At 35.4% G+C, this 15848-nt stretch carries 14 protein-coding genes; 3 read left to right on the top strand and 11 right to left on the bottom strand.

Features of this window, described 5'->3' with window-relative positions:
• Positions 1–10 precede the first annotated feature (10 nt).
• The 3 genes from Q4574_RS00445 to Q4574_RS00455 are packed head-to-tail and all read left to right on the top strand — an operon-like array spanning position 11 to position 3688.
• Entirely contained in the window at positions 11–1678 is a 1668-nt protein-coding gene (locus Q4574_RS00445) for an asparagine synthase-related protein (protein WP_303470205.1), read from the top strand.
• Between the two features lie 44 nt (positions 1679–1722).
• Positions 1723–2631, top strand: coding sequence for a class I SAM-dependent methyltransferase (locus Q4574_RS00450; protein ID WP_303470207.1), 909 nt, complete (start codon positions 1723–1725; stop codon positions 2629–2631).
• A gap of 46 nt (positions 2632–2677) precedes the next feature.
• Complete coding sequence (locus Q4574_RS00455; RefSeq protein WP_303470209.1) at positions 2678–3688, top strand: TDP-N-acetylfucosamine:lipid II N-acetylfucosaminyltransferase; 1011 nt, start codon at positions 2678–2680, stop codon at positions 3686–3688.
• A gap of 100 nt (positions 3689–3788) precedes the next feature.
• Here Q4574_RS00455 and Q4574_RS00460 read toward each other — a convergent pair whose 3' ends face one another.
• From Q4574_RS00460 to Q4574_RS00510, 11 genes are all read right to left on the bottom strand, one after another.
• A complete protein-coding gene (locus Q4574_RS00460) occupies positions 3789–4520 on the bottom strand; it encodes a hypothetical protein (RefSeq protein ID WP_303470211.1) in 732 nt (243 codons plus the stop codon).
• Positions 4521–4528: 8 nt separating this feature from the next.
• Complete coding sequence (locus Q4574_RS00465) at positions 4529–5251, bottom strand: SDR family NAD(P)-dependent oxidoreductase (protein WP_303470213.1); 723 nt, start codon at positions 5249–5251, stop codon at positions 4529–4531.
• Positions 5251–6606: an AMP-binding protein gene (locus Q4574_RS00470; protein WP_303470215.1), complete on the bottom strand. Its 1356-nt coding sequence runs from the start codon at positions 6604–6606 to the stop codon at positions 5251–5253. The genes Q4574_RS00465 and Q4574_RS00470 overlap by 1 nt, the downstream gene beginning before the upstream one ends.
• On the bottom strand, positions 6587–6823 hold the full coding sequence (locus tag Q4574_RS00475) for an acyl carrier protein (protein ID WP_303470831.1): 237 nt from the start codon (positions 6821–6823) through the stop codon (positions 6587–6589). Before Q4574_RS00475 ends, Q4574_RS00470 begins: the two co-directional genes overlap by 20 nt.
• Before the next feature lie 454 nt (positions 6824–7277).
• On the bottom strand, positions 7278–8441 hold the full coding sequence (gene rffA, locus Q4574_RS00480) for a dTDP-4-amino-4,6-dideoxygalactose transaminase (protein WP_303470217.1): 1164 nt from the start codon (positions 8439–8441) through the stop codon (positions 7278–7280).
• 153 nt (positions 8442–8594) lie between these two features.
• Positions 8595–9425 (bottom strand): class I SAM-dependent methyltransferase, encoded by an 831-nt coding sequence (locus tag Q4574_RS00485; protein ID WP_303470219.1) that lies wholly within the window; start codon positions 9423–9425, stop codon positions 8595–8597.
• Entirely contained in the window at positions 9418–10806 is a 1389-nt protein-coding gene (locus tag Q4574_RS00490; protein WP_303470222.1) for a glycosyltransferase family 2 protein, read from the bottom strand. Before Q4574_RS00490 ends, Q4574_RS00485 begins: the two co-directional genes overlap by 8 nt.
• A gap of 3 nt (positions 10807–10809) precedes the next feature.
• The gene (locus Q4574_RS00495; RefSeq protein ID WP_303470224.1) at positions 10810–11364 is read right to left on the bottom strand and encodes a hypothetical protein; all 555 of its coding nucleotides are present in this window, start codon (positions 11362–11364) and stop codon (positions 10810–10812) included.
• 1 nt (position 11365) lies between these two features.
• The gene (locus Q4574_RS00500) at positions 11366–12478 is read right to left on the bottom strand and encodes a bifunctional 2-polyprenyl-6-hydroxyphenol methylase/3-demethylubiquinol 3-O-methyltransferase UbiG (RefSeq protein WP_303470226.1); all 1113 of its coding nucleotides are present in this window, start codon (positions 12476–12478) and stop codon (positions 11366–11368) included.
• 111 nt (positions 12479–12589) lie between these two features.
• Entirely contained in the window at positions 12590–14305 is a 1716-nt protein-coding gene (locus Q4574_RS00505) for a hypothetical protein (RefSeq protein WP_303470228.1), read from the bottom strand.
• The gene (locus tag Q4574_RS00510) at positions 14302–15795 is read right to left on the bottom strand and encodes a CDP-glycerol glycerophosphotransferase family protein (protein ID WP_303470230.1); all 1494 of its coding nucleotides are present in this window, start codon (positions 15793–15795) and stop codon (positions 14302–14304) included. Before Q4574_RS00510 ends, Q4574_RS00505 begins: the two co-directional genes overlap by 4 nt.
• Positions 15796–15848: the final 53 nt, after the last annotated feature.

Consider the following 15848-nt stretch of genomic DNA (forward strand, 5'->3'; position numbering starts at 1 on the left):
GTAAACTAATATGCCAGGAATATATGGTTACACCAAAAGCCAAGTTAGTGATAACTTTCTACCCTTAATGACGTCCTCGCTGTGCGAAATCACCTCAACTAATTCAAATGATGAAATAAACGATGATTTAATCCAAACATCCCACCTTTTTTTAACTAATTCCAATAGCGAACAAATATCCAGCAACGGAATTCATGTACTTATTGAAGGTGAGAAATACAATTATTCAAATATTAGTTTCAAACAGTTATTAACCGAAGCCTATTTAACTGGTCAGCTTAAATCTGTTTTAGCTGAAATAGACGGGTTATTTAATGCGTTAATTTACGACAACGTAACCAAAAAAATTCATTTGATTAGTGATAGATATGGTATGAAATTTCTATATTATTGCTTCGAAAATCAAAGACTCTCATGGTCACAAGAGGTAAAAGCGCTGCTGGCTTTACCGTTTATAAGCAAAGATGTCGACCCCATTGCTGTCGATTCGTTTCTGGAACTTGGATATGTTTTAGAAGATCGCTCACTTTTTTCAAACATCAAGCTTATTAAACCAGCCTCAATAATGACTTTTGATCTATCGACGAAAACACTTACCGAAGAGCATTATTGGAAATGGTCAGCCATCAAGTCTAGAGATATTACCTTTGAGCAAGCCACAGAGGAACTGGGCAAACTATTTTTAGACGCGGTGAAAAAGCGATTTGATTCAAGCAAAAAAATGGGTATAACCTTAAGTGGAGGTTTAGACAGCCGTGCTATTGTTGCTGCTGTAACAACGCTTTATCCAGATTATAAAGGTACGCTATCTACATTTGGAATCGAAGGTTGTGATGATATAGAAATTGCTAAAATTGTTGCAAGAAAAACAAACTGGAACCATAAAATATACCATTTTAAAGCTCACAATTGGTTTGAGCCAAGGTTTGATTCCATATGGCGAACAGATGGCATGCTCAGTATGGAACACATGCATGGTTCAGAGTTTTTAGATGATATTGCAAAGGAAGCTAACATCAACCTTAACGGTTACGCTGGCGATGTTGTATGTGGGGGGGGATGGTTTAAATTGTTACCGTTAAACACAAGAGCAAAAGCTGAGGGAATGCGACTATTTTATAAAAACCAAACAGATAAGACCCACTTTGACTCTGATTTCTATGACCTAGATAAAAGCGAACCCCACCTATTTATGAATAGAGTTAGACGATTTACCAATATGGGGACGGTTAATAGTTTAGATAAAATAGAACAAAGAAAACCTTTTTTTGACAATGCACTTATGGAGTTTGCATTGTCCATTCCCGATGAATATAGAAAAGATAACAAACTTTATGCTGCAATGTTACTCAAGTTTTTCCCTGACTTCTTCACAGATATTCCTTGGCAGAAAACTCGCAAAACGATTTTAGGAGAACAAAGCCAGTATCTAAAAAGTGAAAATATTATTCGCGGCTATATCAACTACGCTCGAGAAATAAGAGAAGATTCAATTCTTACCAAAATTAATGATTTATTATCCGTAAAGGGTTCAAAATATTCTGAATTTACCGATATAGATGCAATTGAAGAATATTTAACCCCACACCTTGTGTCTTTCAAGTACAACTATGTGTCAGAAATATTTCGATTTTTAACTTTAGAGTATTATTTGCGAAAAGTCGCAACGCTTTCCTAAATTGTCTAAGTGAACTGCCTAAAACGAAAACGAGGCAAATATAAATGAAAAAAGTTCTTATATACGGAACATCAAACAAAGCGATCAGAGAGCTCCCAGGGATCTTAATCACTTTTAATTTAGTGGGCTTTGTTGACAGTAATCCTAAAAAAAGTGACCAGCATTTGCTCGGTTATCAAGTATTTCACTATTCTGAATTAAAAAATGTAGATTTTGATCTTATTGTAATATGCAGTGCATTCTCTGCGGAAATAATAGAAACCTTAAAGTCACTTCAAATTACCAATTATATTAATTCGTCTGAGCACCCCCTTCTACAAAGTGTAAATAAAGATCTTGCCAATTACCAAAGTGAACTGAAATCGAAGGAGTTGCAAAACATTCCACAAACTCCTTTGCTCGAGCAACATATTGATTGTTGCCAAATGTTGACAAATCGCATTGAGCTTTTGAAAAAATTACCTAAGCATGGGACTGCTGTTGAACTAGGTGTAGCAACCGGCAGCTTTTCGAAATGTATTTTGGAGTATGCCAGCCCTAGCAAACTATACCTAGTAGATGTATGGGGCTCACAAAGATACAACCAAGGCTTACTGGATAATATTCAACAGCTATTTAACACTCAAGTTCAAGCGAACGAAGTGGTGATTAAGCGAAAACTATCCCATGAGGCAGTGTCAGATTTCCCTGATCAGTACTTTGATTGGATTTATATCGATACCACCCATAAATATAAACAAACCAAATTAGAACTAGAGCTCTATGCCGCCAAAATGAAACCCGGTGGCATAATTGCTGGTCACGATTATAGTATGGGTAATTGGGCGAAGTCTTTTCGTTATGGCGTTATTGAGGCGGTACATGAATTTTGCGTAACGCATAATTGGCGCTTAAAATATCTCACTATGGATATTAGTGAAAATCAAAGTTTTGCCATCGAGAAAATAAACTAGCGAAATCAGACATATAATAACATTTACTTCAACATGGGATAAAAAATTGATTAAATATGTTCACATTATGATCTCAGAAAAGTTTATGCCCCCCTACATGGACTTTATTCAGGAAAATTTTGACGAATCTGAACACTTATTCATTTATATCACCAGTGAAAAATATCAGTTTGGACTGACGCCTTCCCATAACGTCAAATTTATGCACACCGATGATGACTTTTTACATTTAGCCAACATTTTAAAAGCTGCAGAAAAAATTATTCTTCACGGTCTATGGCGAGATAAAATTAATCATTTGTTAGTCACAAACCCTATTTTATTAAAAAAAGCCTACTGGGTTATGTGGGGAGCTGATTACTACTTACCTGAATCAAAAAGTGAGGAGCATCGAGAAGTGATTAAAAATGTGGGGTATTGCGTTACCCATATTAAAGGGGATATTGCATTAATCAAAAAATCGTACCAGGCAAAAGGTCAACATATTAATTGCTTCGCTTACACTAGTAACTTATATAGACAGGCACCGATAAATATAAATAGAGATCATAAAAAGAAAATTATTGTTGGAAATTCTGCAGCATTAAATAATAATCATATTGCGATATTCGACAGATTATATGAACACTCCTCGGATATAAACCAAGTAATAGTTCCCTTGTCTTATGCAAAAATAGGGGGAAAGCGTTATATAAATCAAGTTATTGAACATGGACAATCTTTGTTCGGTGAAAAATTTAAACCTTTATTGGATTTTTTAACTTTTGATGAATATATGACATACCTAAAAAACATAGATATCGCAATTTATGATCATAATAGACAACAAGGAATGGGTACTTTAATCACGTTGCTAAGCCTAGGGGTAAAAGTGTTTATTCGTCCATCGGTAGCAACATGGGATTTACTAACTAGTCAGAACATTCAAATATTTGATACCAATAAGTTATCTCTAGAAGGTATGAGTGAAAAGCAAATTAATAACAATATCTATAATTTGAAAAAACACTATTCAGAAAAGATGTTAGTTAAACAATGGCAATCAATTTTCAATTGATAAAAGGTAATTGATTGATAATATACTAAACTTCTGTGTGATTATTTTTGAAACATAAAATCAGTTTAAAACATTTAGCTTGAATCGATTCTATCAAAAATCAAATCAAAATATGTTTGTGGTAATCATTATTTACTTTGATGATTTTGAAACCTAAATTTTGATAGAGCGATAGAACCCCCATATTTGCTGCTGATATAGTCGATGAGATTTTTAAATAACCACTTTGTTTAAAATAGTCAATTATGCTCCCCCAAAAGAAAGGTGAATGAAGTTCATAACCTTTTTTACTACCTCCTAAAATGAGCTCGATACTATTTCCTTTAATGAGTTTAAATATCATAAACGAAAGTATTTCATTTGAATGTGACTTGTTAACTAAACAGGTAACATCCTGATTTGCTAAATCATTAACCCATTGTGACATTCTTGCATTCGCACGATTTATAGGAATAAAAGGATCTTCATGAAATCTAGAATACTTAAACATATCTTGAGAAATATTAGCTATCTTCCAGTAATCAGTGTTATCCAAAATAGATAATTCTAATTTTCTCCTAGCATAAATACTAGGTAACACATATGTATCTAATTTTTTGAGGTTAACAATTAGACTGGTTTCACAAATAAAATACCCAGATTTTAGTAATACCTCTTTTATTTTTAAGTTACTAGATAAAAACCTACCGTAAATTAGGTTAGCATCGCAAAAATCATTAGTCTTTAAAAGTTCAAGACACAATTTTTCATCACTTAAATCTATATCTTGAATTTCAAAAGTTCTGACTTTTAGTACACTTTCATCCCAAGGAGTATATCTTCCTTTTATCATTTTTTCCCTTAAGCGGTACTGCCAGCATCAACTGTAAATGTAGTTCCTGTAATTCCTGCAGCATCTTCAGAAAGTATATATAACATCATGCTGGCTCCATCTTTTATAGTAGCAAGTCGTCCTAAACAACTGCGTCTTTTTATCTTTTCTAATTTATCTCCAATCAAACCATTAGTCATATTTGTTTCCATATAACCTGGAGCAAGTGTATTTACTGTAATTTGTGATTTTCCAAGTTCTCGAGCTAATGACTTAGTAAAACCGGTTAACGCAGATTTTGTTGCACCATATACACTGAGTCCATTAAATCCTGTTGATCCTATGATGGATCCGACATTAATAATACGCCCTTTGCGGTTAAGAAGCATAGATCTAGAAACGTATTTTGTTAGGAGAATAGGAGCCTCCACATTCACTTTCAACAGCGATGAAATATCAGATTCATGCATTGTTGCAAGCACTCCATCATGCCCTATTGCCGCGTTGTTGATCAATCCAAAAATTCGCCCATGTTCTTTTGTTATTTGTTTTACTAATGCGGAAATACCTTTAACGTTATAAAAGTCGAATTGATAAAAAAATACGCTATTTGGGTGTTCTAGTTTTACTTTTTCATAGTCGTCAGTAGGCGTGCGGCTGACTCCAAGTACTTTATATCCTGCTTTAGCAAGCATCTTAGATGTTTCAAGCCCAAGCCCTTTTGCACAGCCTGTAATTAATATGTTTTTCATTAATTTCTTGCCTTTTTTCCTGTGGCATTAATAGATATTGAATCTACTCTTTTCAAGAGTACTGGTACTTCAAACGATTCTAGGTGTAGTTTGCAAAATGAGAAAATATCTCGCTTCACAGCAGCTAATGAAAGACATTTAAAACTATCTTCGACAACAACCTCACAAGCGACTATAGAACCTAAAACTGGATTAGTTTTTGAAAAAACCTTTGCCATTGCCACAGATGGATGATGCTCAAGAATTGATTCGACTTTTTCAGGCATCACTTTGTTGCCACCCACATTAATAGCACCGCTCTGTCTGCCTAAAAAAATGACTCGTTCACCTTCAATTTTTACCATGTCACCAGTATTAAGAAATCCCTCGCTATCTATATCAAGATTTCCATTTATGTATTTTGAGCAACCTTTTGTACTTTTAATCCACAGGTTTCCATTTGTTATTTTAAGTTGGCATTCTAGGTCAGGCTTATGCGCTAAAAAAGAAACTGGAAAGCCTTCCTTCTTATCTTTAACAACAAAACCAACACCAGCCTCTGTAGATGCATAAATATGAACGATAACTGCAGAGGAATAACGTTGACTCAAGGCTGATAGAACACTCTGGTCACTGATTTCTCCACCTAGTGTAATGCGCTTCAATTGAAGCGCGCCATGGCTTGGCGCCATCAAAAGTTTACGCCAAAATGAGGGCGTTCCAGATAAGGAATTAACTGATTTCCTAGAGAAAAGCGTTATTAACTCGGTCATTGTTGCTGATATTGAAGGAATAACTAAGGTCGAACCGGATGAAATAGACTGAAGATAAACTTGTAAACCAGCGAAACGATTAATATCGTACGTTAATCCCCACGTGAAATTTTTTCCCTGATTAATATCACTCTTTGCTGTTGCAACGAGTGTATCAAGACTATAGCTGGCCAGTTTAGGTACGCCAGACGTTCCTGATGTCGCAAGTATATATGTAGACGATTCATTAGCATGTTCAACTTGAACTTTGGATACCGCAACGATACGACTCACCAATCCCGCTGAAAGGTGGATCAGGTAATCAATTTCAGCGGACTTCAAAAAAATACCTTCATATTCCACCGCATCTTTAGGTAATAGCAGAATAGTGTGGAAAATACTGTCAAAAACAGGGAGATATAGAGCTAACGACTCTCGATCATCAGAAATCACTGCACACTTACGTCCAATAAAACTGGGATTTTCAGACTTAAATTGATTACTTAGCTTCACTATGTCGTTATAAGTGTAGTGTAATTCTTTGGTAGTAAGAAATATTCTATCTAGAGGAACACGTTTTACAATATCTATCAGCTGATTAGACTTATAGAGAGTATTTTTCATAAATCGCCACAAATTCACCAAATGTAGTCGGATATACAGCATCTTTCATTTGTTGAAATGGATCTAGGTCTAACTCTTCTTCAAGAAGCGCTACCAGAATTGCAAAGCCGAGTGAATCTAACCCACTCTCTAGTAAAACCTGATCATCATTGATATCCTCAAAACGTTGGTCAACATCCGTTTGTTCAAGAGCCTCGTTAAATTTTTCTAAAATAATATCTTTCAATGTATCGCCTCTTAAAAGGGAAAAACTAACATATAAATGCTAAGCGCCATCATATAAAAGCGCAAGATTTGTCATATTATATCAATTTATATCTGTGCTGTGTCGTTCCCTGAGATTCACTGTTTACAATAACTTTAAGGATCATTTGGTAGCAGTACTTAACTCTCTAAATCCCGCTCCACAAGCATCAATTTTTTAACGCAGTGACTGAATTTTTTTTGATGTTTAAAATCAGAATGAGTCGATTATAAAAGCTACAGAAACAACTAGAGAAGGTGGCTGATATTATCGATTACTTCGAACCACTGAATAAATATCAACTCCCTCAAATTAATGAACGTCCCTATCTTGCGCCGATTGCTTTTTGCATACCAGTTATGAAATATAAACTACTTTGGTTCGAATATAATAATCATTATATTCAGTTTATTACGTCACTTTTCCATTAGGCAATCACGGTCTGAACACTACTGTTAGACATTTGGAAATACTGACTGAGATTTTGACTAATGTATTCAATTTCCTGATTTTTTAATCCAAAATAAAGAGGCAAGCGCAGTAAGCGTTGCGATTCAGTTATCGTGTTTTTCATAGAGGTACGGCACTCTCCTATTTTCATCCCCATAGGAGAACTGTGCAATGGAACATAATGAAAAACACTTACAATTCCTTTTGTATTGAAGTAATCGATCAGGCTTTTACGACATTGAACATCCTTAACCCGCACGTGAAAAATATGTCCATTATGCTCGCACGCTTCAGGTATCGATGGCAATTGTATATAACCCAAAGCTTCAGTTTCAGACAAAATTTCAAAATATTTGTTCCAACTTTTCATCCGACCTTCATGAATTTGCTTTAAGTTTACTAACTGAGAATACAAATACGCTGCGCTCAATTCACCTAATAAATAACTACTACCAATATCTACCCAAGTATATTTGTCTACTTTGCCTTCAGAAAATTGGCGCCTATTCGTTCCTTTTTCTCTTAATATTTCAGCTCGGTCGACTAAATCAGGATCATTGATAACTAGCATTCCCCCTTCACCACCTGCCGTAATATTCTTAGTTTCGTGAAAACTGAAGGTAGCAATATGCCCATGCACGCCAACTGGATTTTCTTTGTATTTGCTACCAATACATTGAGCAGCATCTTCAACCACTTTGATATTATATTTATTGGCGATTTCCATAAGCTTATGCATATCACAACTAACACCAGCGTAGTGCACTGGGACGATTGCTTTTGTTTTAGAAGTGATAAGGCTTTCTAAGAGACTAACATCCATATTTAATGTTAAGGGATCAATTTCAGCAAAAACAATTTTTGCACCACGTAGCACGAACGCATTAGCTGAACTAACAAACGTGTATGAAGGTACAATTACCTCATCACCGTCTTTAATATTGAGAAGTATTGCGGCCATTTCCAATGCATGTGTACAGGAAGTGACCAACATAGCTCTTTTACAGTCTAGTTTTTCTTCAAACCATTTTTCACATAGTTGGGTATATTTGTTGTTTCCGGACATAGCAGAGCTATTCATAGCATCTATTACAAAAGAATCTTCATGCCCTGTTCTTGCTGGTTTATTAAACGGAATCATTGATTACCACCTAATTTGAACGTTTCATAACGCTATATTACCGCGTCTCTGGTTTACTTTTATCGACCTTATTATAAAAAGCTTTAAAATGGGTATATAGCCATTCGACTTATAGGTTTTAACGCAGAGCAATAATTTTATTCGCTTATTAAATTAAGATTCTTTCCATATTACTAACCTAATCTGTTTTTCCTTTTTTAGTAAGAAAACAGATTTATAAAAGCTAACTTTTGCCACCAAATCTGAAAGAAATTTAGGAAGAAATGAGCTTTTAAACCTTTTATTTCTATAACGCTCAAAGTATAGCTCTTCTAAATCAACTATTTTGAGATTAGGGAAGTTATCCAGATATTCCTTCAAACTATGACTTGTTATCCAGTTTAGCGTATCTAAACCTTTAGCTGGCTTATTCAAAAATTTCAAATATAACTTAGCTAGTTTTTTATTCATTCTAGGCAGAAATGGAACAGCATAATGAGGCTCATAAAAACTATTATAGTCGGGGGCCTGAATTTTTAATTTACCACCAACTTTTAATACTCTGATCAGTTCATTTAAGGTTTTTTCTACATTCTGCACATGCTCTAAGGTTTGGTAGGTAGTGATATAGTCAAAACTGTTATCTTCAAACGGGATATTTTCGCCGACTCCCTCAATAATTCTATCTCTATAATAGTCGGGATAATTGAGCTCTTTCATTTTCATATCCATATAGGATAGCTTCCATTTTTCAGGTTCAATTCCGTATATGTCATAACCTTTTTTCAACCCATAAAACAGAAATGTACCGACTCCACATGCCATATCAAGGATTTTACCCTTATGATCATCAAAGTTCTCAATCTCTTTCCATCGACCATTTAAATTCTTAGAATCATCGTGCCAGATTCTAGCAAGCTCTTTGGTCACTGCAATATTGTCATAACCAAAATATTCGATACTGTCCTCTACAAGCTTTTGCTGCAAAAAGGTTTTACTATCCATTGTCACGTTCCTCCAAACATGGTTCGGATTCAAAAAAACGAATAACGTGAGGCGTTCGACGCAAACGCTTCGCAGCCAACAAAATTTGATCAGTGATCTGCTCGACTTGAGATATACTTGCTATAACGATAACGCTTGGTTCTTTCATTACAGAAAAAGCTTCCTCAAGGGTAAATTCGTCTTTTTTCTTTGTAGCATTTTTTGCAAACTTTTTATCAATAAACCCTTTAATGATAAATGATTTTGGTAGGCATGCTTTCAGCCTTAGCCAAGTATCCCCGGTACCATAAATATATAAGTTTCGTATTCCACTTTTTTTAATATTCTTAACCAATCCGACCAATTTAGGATCTTTTCCAGCCCCATAATTCGCCTTCGCTAAGGCAATATCATTTTTGGGAAAAAGTGAGATAAATGCAGTTCTTCCAACAATTATTGAATCATCTAATGCTTTGTAAATGAGATTCCAATACTCTGATGGGATAGCCAATTTAAAATACTGTAGAGTTTGTTCAGACAATAATTGAGGTTGGCAAAGTGCTTGATAAAAATGACGTAAAAGATCTTCGCGTTCACTCCCTACGGTAAATTTATCAATATTGTTAAACCTCACTTTAATCGTGCGTATTATACTTCGTAAGAATGGAAGCTTATATGTTTCAAATATTCCCTTATCCAGCAAAAACCCTTTTCTCACGTTCATTACATCTATGGTTTCTGAGATTCTAATTGGATTTATAGTCTGACTTTTTGACCCTTCTAAACGAAACCATTGATACAAAGAGTTAAATACAAAATTAACGGAGTTAGCAAAATAAAGTAGCTTCAATAAGGTCGCATTGTCTTCATTATTTCTGATGGTTTCAGAGAAAAAACACTCACTATTGAGAAATAAATCACGATGATAAATCTTTGCCCAAACTGCGGAGGGTTTAACTAAAGCGACAATATCTGAAAAATAATCCCTTGCATTATAATCAGGCGAAAATAAATGTTTTTTAACAGTCTTATTGGGTTTAATTTCTTGGTGCCCACAAACCACAATATCTTTGTCAAACATAGCTTTTTGAAAAAGGAAATTAAGCATTTCCGTATCAGCAGAATCATCACTATCCATAAAAGCGATATATTCACCTTTTGCTGAACGTATTCCAGCATTTCTCGCGGCCCCCGTGCCTTTATTTGTTTGAGTAATGAGCTTCACTCGAGTATCTAGTTCGGCTAAGTTTTTAAGTATCTCAGCACTACTGTCGGTAGAACCATCATCAACGAAAATGATTTCGATCTCTTTCAGTGTTTGTTTATGAAGCGACTCAAAACATCTGCGAATATATAATTCAGAATTAAATACGGGGATAATTACCGATACTTTATACTGCATGCGTTAGGCTGTCTTTGTTGCATTCGTGACTAGATGAACATCACCTTTAATTTCACATTGAACTTGTGAAAATCCAACTTTAGACATAATAAATTGCATTTTACGTTGGTTATATCCCGACTTATGAACATCCCAGTAACTAGTGTTATAGTCTTCTTTTCGAGGATCACATTCTGCTTGCCATCCCCAAAAACCGCCTTCACTGTATCGCGCATCAGACCGTTTTTCAGAATAAGTCTCTTCATTCCATTTTGCATTCAGCCATTGTTGACAGTGAAAATCCATATTTGGCACTATTATTCTCACACTTCCGCCTGGGGCAAGTGCCGAAAACCAATCTTGAAGTGTTAACATAGCCTCAGCTTGAGTTAAATGTTCAAGCATATGTCTAGAATATATATGCTCAACCTTGGAGAAGTGTTTTGACACCTCCCAAGCTTTACAAACACAATCGACATGTGGCAAAGGTCTTAAATCACAATGCACAAAACCTTCTCGTATATCTGGACCACAACCAACGTATAAATTGATAGCCATTTCTTTATTTAAATTTTCCATATTAAGGTTTAACCGCCGTAGCTATTGTGAAATGCCCATCTGTTCCAGCTACGACCTTCCCGGCAACAGGATCATGTTGTGCAAAAAGTTCTATTTTTACGAATCCAGCCCCGGTCAATAACTCAACTAGCTCATCATTTGTATAGTGCTTTTCATGGAATCTAAATTTGTCTGAATCGAAAGGCATAACATCTTGATTTGGAGTAGAACAAATTAGTGTACCGCCCTTTTTGAGTGACCGATAAAATATAGCTAATAATTCCCTATCAAAAGATACATGTTCGATAGTTTCAAAAGAAACAACGGCATCAAAGGATGCTATTTGTAAATCACACTTTTTTGCATCCTCACAGATAAAATTAGTATTGTCATTTTGGTAATACAGATTGGCGTATTCAATGGCATTTTTTTCAATATCAACACCGGTTACTTTGGCATCTGTGGCTTTTGCTAGCATCAAGGTGCCATAGCCAATACCACAAGCCAAATCAAGTATTTGGGACGGTTGTCGTTTTGCTAATTGATCACAAGCAAATTGATAACGGTTTTTATGATCTGCTCGAATATTTTTATAATCGGTAGCTATTTGCCGTTCACCTTTATCCATAGATTTTATGGCACTAGCGATCAACTGACCATCATCAGTTTCTTTGATGTCTGAGACAATAAACCCAGCACGCTCTAATAGGAAGTTTAAACGTTTTTTATTATATGCCGATTTAAAAACATCCTGGTGTTGTTCATCATAATTTTCATCGCGAGGGTTGCCGGTTTGTTGTGCACCCCATAAATGAGAAAAAGATTGTCGAGCATCAGATTGAATATCTCTTAAGGTTTCCTCTGACCAACTCGCATCTAACCACATACGTGCATAGAAATCAGCGTTTGGTACATGAATGATTAATTCGCCTCCTACCTCTAAGGCAGCAAACCATTTTAATAATGTGTAATCAGCTTCCATTGAAGTCAAAAATTGCAGGATGTTATCTGCAGAAATATGACTGACAGAATTTTTTTTTGCTGTGATTAGCCATGGACTAGGCATAGAAATGGATCCCACTTCATCCGTCAATATAATTTCATTTTGCTTGCGGTTTAACAATACCCTGGTCAATATCCATTCCTCACATTTAACTACAACGTTAGAGTAACTATAGATCTCTAACCCCTAAATATCGGCTTAATAGAATAGTTCTTTAATTAGTTTAAAGCTTTGAGCTTCCGTCTATTCGTTTACAACACCTGAGCTATTTATAGGTTTAAATTGATACTCACATTGATCTTCTTGCTGTATTTTTTCGATATAATACAGAGTCTTATTTACGAGAGAAGTTGTAGCACCGTTACTCAACCAAATTCGACATTTATTTAGTGGCCAGCAAAACACAATTATGTGGTGTTCAATCACTAATTGTTCATCTAACAAATGAACATTACTCACCCCAATGGTTTGCTCGCAATCGGCGGGCAGATCAGAACTGAAGGTAAGGTTATACTCAGAGAACTCGGCGAAATGATAACTGAAAGTTCCAGAACCTATCACTAGTACTTTATGCTCCATATTAATATCAGTTGGAGGTTTCAGTTTTATTCGACCAACTTTGGCATTTGGCATCAATGACATACCCAGTTGCTTGTGTTGTTTTGTTACATTCAAAGTATCTTCAGTCCGTAAAATTTGAATCGCCGATATATTGTTTAATCGGTTCCATATTTCAGTTTTATTCCTTGGACATAAATGATGGAAAATTAAGCCACATAAATAATGTTTAGCAACCTGTAGTTTTTTTTCAGATGGATGCCACCCTGCCAATAAACGAGTTAATTGGACTTGAATGGTTTCTCTGTCTGTTGCTTGCAAGCAAAACATCTCGACAGAATAATAGGGATTACCGCACACTAAGAGTGGTTTATCACGATAGATCATTTCCAGTCCACTCTGACTATTCGCGACAACACCAAAGTCGACCAATTCCATCAGTTGGTAGGTGTTACAATCATCCCCACTGAACAATATTACTTGAGGGTGATTACCAAATTGTTGGTGAAGGTGCTTCACTGTGTCATCACCGTATCTAGCTTCTAGCGGATGTAGTCGACAAACAATCGTATCATCAGCTGTACACTGAGAAAGGAACTCCGTGATGATAAAGCTAAGAAACTCAATTTGGGTTGGAAAAGCTGTGAGGTCATTAACAATCACGGCATCATGGGGCATTTGTCCCAGTAACAACCCAATTTTACCTTTATTTTTACGTTTGCGTTCAGCAACTACAAGTAACTGCTCTGGCAATTCCTGACTAGCTGCAGGCATCGAAATATAGCCATTTAAAAGTCCATGACATTCTCTGTCTCGCATGAGTCGTTCAAGAATTTCAAGTTGTTCAGACGTCACTTTTAGGTTACGTATAAAAGGCCACTTTTGAACAAACCCATGATGATTGGCTATTTGTGTACTATTTGCTTCCAAATAAAAGTAATTCTGTAAAAAGAAACTTTCAATGCAGATTAATTGAGCTTGATATTTTTCACTAAAATAAGCGGCTAGCTTTGTTTCGATTCTATAGTTACCAAATATAATCGCTACTTTTACATTTTTAGTCGTAAATGCATTCTCCATTTTACTGGCGTAAAGTTTAAATTGGTTAATAAGTTCTATTTTTTGTTGTGGAGTTTCAACTTTGTTGCTGTATCGACCATTCAAACGAGCAATTGTGTGCCGAGCCATTTCATCCCAATCTAACTCGCTAAGGTAGTCATTTTCCACTTTGTCACAATCTGTCAATTTGGTGTTTTTTTTCCAAGGGGGGATTTCATCATCAAGAATATTAAATCCTATTGAAAAAAAATACTCCCTCAGCCACAGGTGCACCAAGCCGCTAGCAAAAGGCCTATCTAAAAACAAAACACTCGGAATATTTAATAAATCGACACTGTTCATCGACACTCCAATAAATTCATAGCTTCATCAAAAATCACTGCAGAGCTTTTTCCGATATTGTTAGTTTCATACAGCTTTTCCTTTAGCTCTTGTCTTTTGCTTTCAAAGTCATCCTTGTCTAATGAACTTAAAATACTGGCAAATAAACTTGGTAAATCCTCAGGTTTTAGGCCGGGGGTGCTTTTCTCGAAATCGAGCATGAAGTCGCCGTGGCGCTTTACGTATTCCAATTTGTCATAAATAAAAAATACGATGGGCTTATCCAAAAGCAGATAATCAAAATAGATTGATGAATAATCTGTAATTAATAACGATGACATGGCTAACAGCGGATAAATATCACTGGTACTGGGATAAAAAACAATATTGTGTTGATAGTCCGGTGTAAACTGATAATCATCATTTTCCATTGAGTCAAAAAATGATTCTGGACGAATGAAAGGGTGCATCTTCAATACAATAAGTAAATCATGTTGCTTAGCAAACTTATTTAACTTGTCTAGATTGATGGGGTTGTTATCAAAAGAGTCCCCACGCCATGTTGGGGTATAAACAATCAGTTTATTATTTGAAGTTTTCGCCCAAGCATATATATCTTGATCAACCAGCGCTAAACTTTTTTTATTATCGCCTTGTTCAAATAGTACATCGTTTCTGGGATACCCAGAGTTAATAATTCTTTTATAATCAAAAATTTCTGAAAAGGCGTAATCTGTCACAAAATCTGAAGTTGATATAACTAAATCATATTTTACGGCTTTGTAATTAGCCAGATGACCAATTTTTTTAAGAGGAATACCATGCCATATTTGAATGGTTTTCGCATCATTAATTGCGTAGCGTAAATCTTGGGTGATGGGGTTATGATCTAACACCATCAGTTTAGATCTTAGGCTGTACAAAATGAATAACCATGAGTTAATGTCGATTATCTTGAAACCAAGAGGTTTTAACAACGCGATTTGATTTTTATTGTCGGTGGCTATTACCGCATTAATTCTTTGCTGATTTTCAAAGTACAAGTAGAGCTGTTTGATGTTAAGGTCAATGAACCCCTGCCCTAAAAATAGTACGTTGTTATCACGTTGCATGTATTTTTTAAAATGTCGCTGTAATACTAAATGGATTCCTGGCAAAGCATTACTTTTGGTTTTTTGCCACCAGAGTTTGAAGTTAGATATTTGTCGGAAACCCTCATTGTAAATCACCAACTGTCGTTTTGAATTGGCAAGGCCAATTTGTTTCAAAGATTTGTTTATTTCTAGCCCATAATTAGGGGAAATAATAAGTACTTTATCGAACTTTTTCTGAGCTAAATCATCAGGAGAGATGATATCTTGCCCCTGCTTGCTTTTATCCACAAAACCTAAAAAATTGATACTGGAGTCTTGCTCAAGATAACGCTTAAGCTTTTCAGACATTGGTGTAAATGGGGTAATATAAACGGACTGTCCAGGTTTGAGGCCAAGCAGCTCTATTTGTGGTGACATATTATTTCCATAACTGCTTTTTGACTCTTTCTCTTCGTCCAACATCTTGCAAA

This window comes from Aliiglaciecola sp. 3_MG-2023 (assembly GCF_030548205.1).
Classification (GTDB): Bacteria; Pseudomonadota; Gammaproteobacteria; order Enterobacterales; family Alteromonadaceae; genus Aliiglaciecola.

Excerpts from the sequence above, each read along its gene's own strand:
- Q4574_RS00445 (WP_303470205.1), top strand. The coding sequence starts at position 11 with ATGCCAGGAATATATGGTTACACCAAAAGCCAAGTTAGTGATAACTTT.
- Q4574_RS00450 (WP_303470207.1), top strand. The coding sequence starts at position 1,723 with ATGAAAAAAGTTCTTATATACGGAACATCAAACAAAGCGATCAGAGAG.
- Q4574_RS00460 (WP_303470211.1), bottom strand. The coding sequence starts at position 4,520 with ATGATAAAAGGAAGATATACTCCTTGGGATGAAAGTGTACTAAAAGTC.
- Q4574_RS00465 (WP_303470213.1), bottom strand. The coding sequence starts at position 5,251 with ATGAAAAACATATTAATTACAGGCTGTGCAAAAGGGCTTGGGCTTGAA.
- Q4574_RS00470 (WP_303470215.1), bottom strand. The coding sequence starts at position 6,606 with ATGAAAAATACTCTCTATAAGTCTAATCAGCTGATAGATATTGTAAAA.
- rffA (WP_303470217.1), bottom strand. The coding sequence starts at position 8,441 with ATGATTCCGTTTAATAAACCAGCAAGAACAGGGCATGAAGATTCTTTT.
- Q4574_RS00485 (WP_303470219.1), bottom strand. The coding sequence starts at position 9,425 with ATGGATAGTAAAACCTTTTTGCAGCAAAAGCTTGTAGAGGACAGTATC.
- Q4574_RS00490 (WP_303470222.1), bottom strand. The coding sequence starts at position 10,806 with ATGCAGTATAAAGTATCGGTAATTATCCCCGTATTTAATTCTGAATTA.
- Q4574_RS00495 (WP_303470224.1), bottom strand. The coding sequence starts at position 11,364 with ATGGAAAATTTAAATAAAGAAATGGCTATCAATTTATACGTTGGTTGT.
- Q4574_RS00505 (WP_303470228.1), bottom strand. The coding sequence starts at position 14,305 with ATGAACAGTGTCGATTTATTAAATATTCCGAGTGTTTTGTTTTTAGAT.
- Q4574_RS00510 (WP_303470230.1), bottom strand. The coding sequence starts at position 15,795 with ATGTCACCACAAATAGAGCTGCTTGGCCTCAAACCTGGACAGTCCGTT.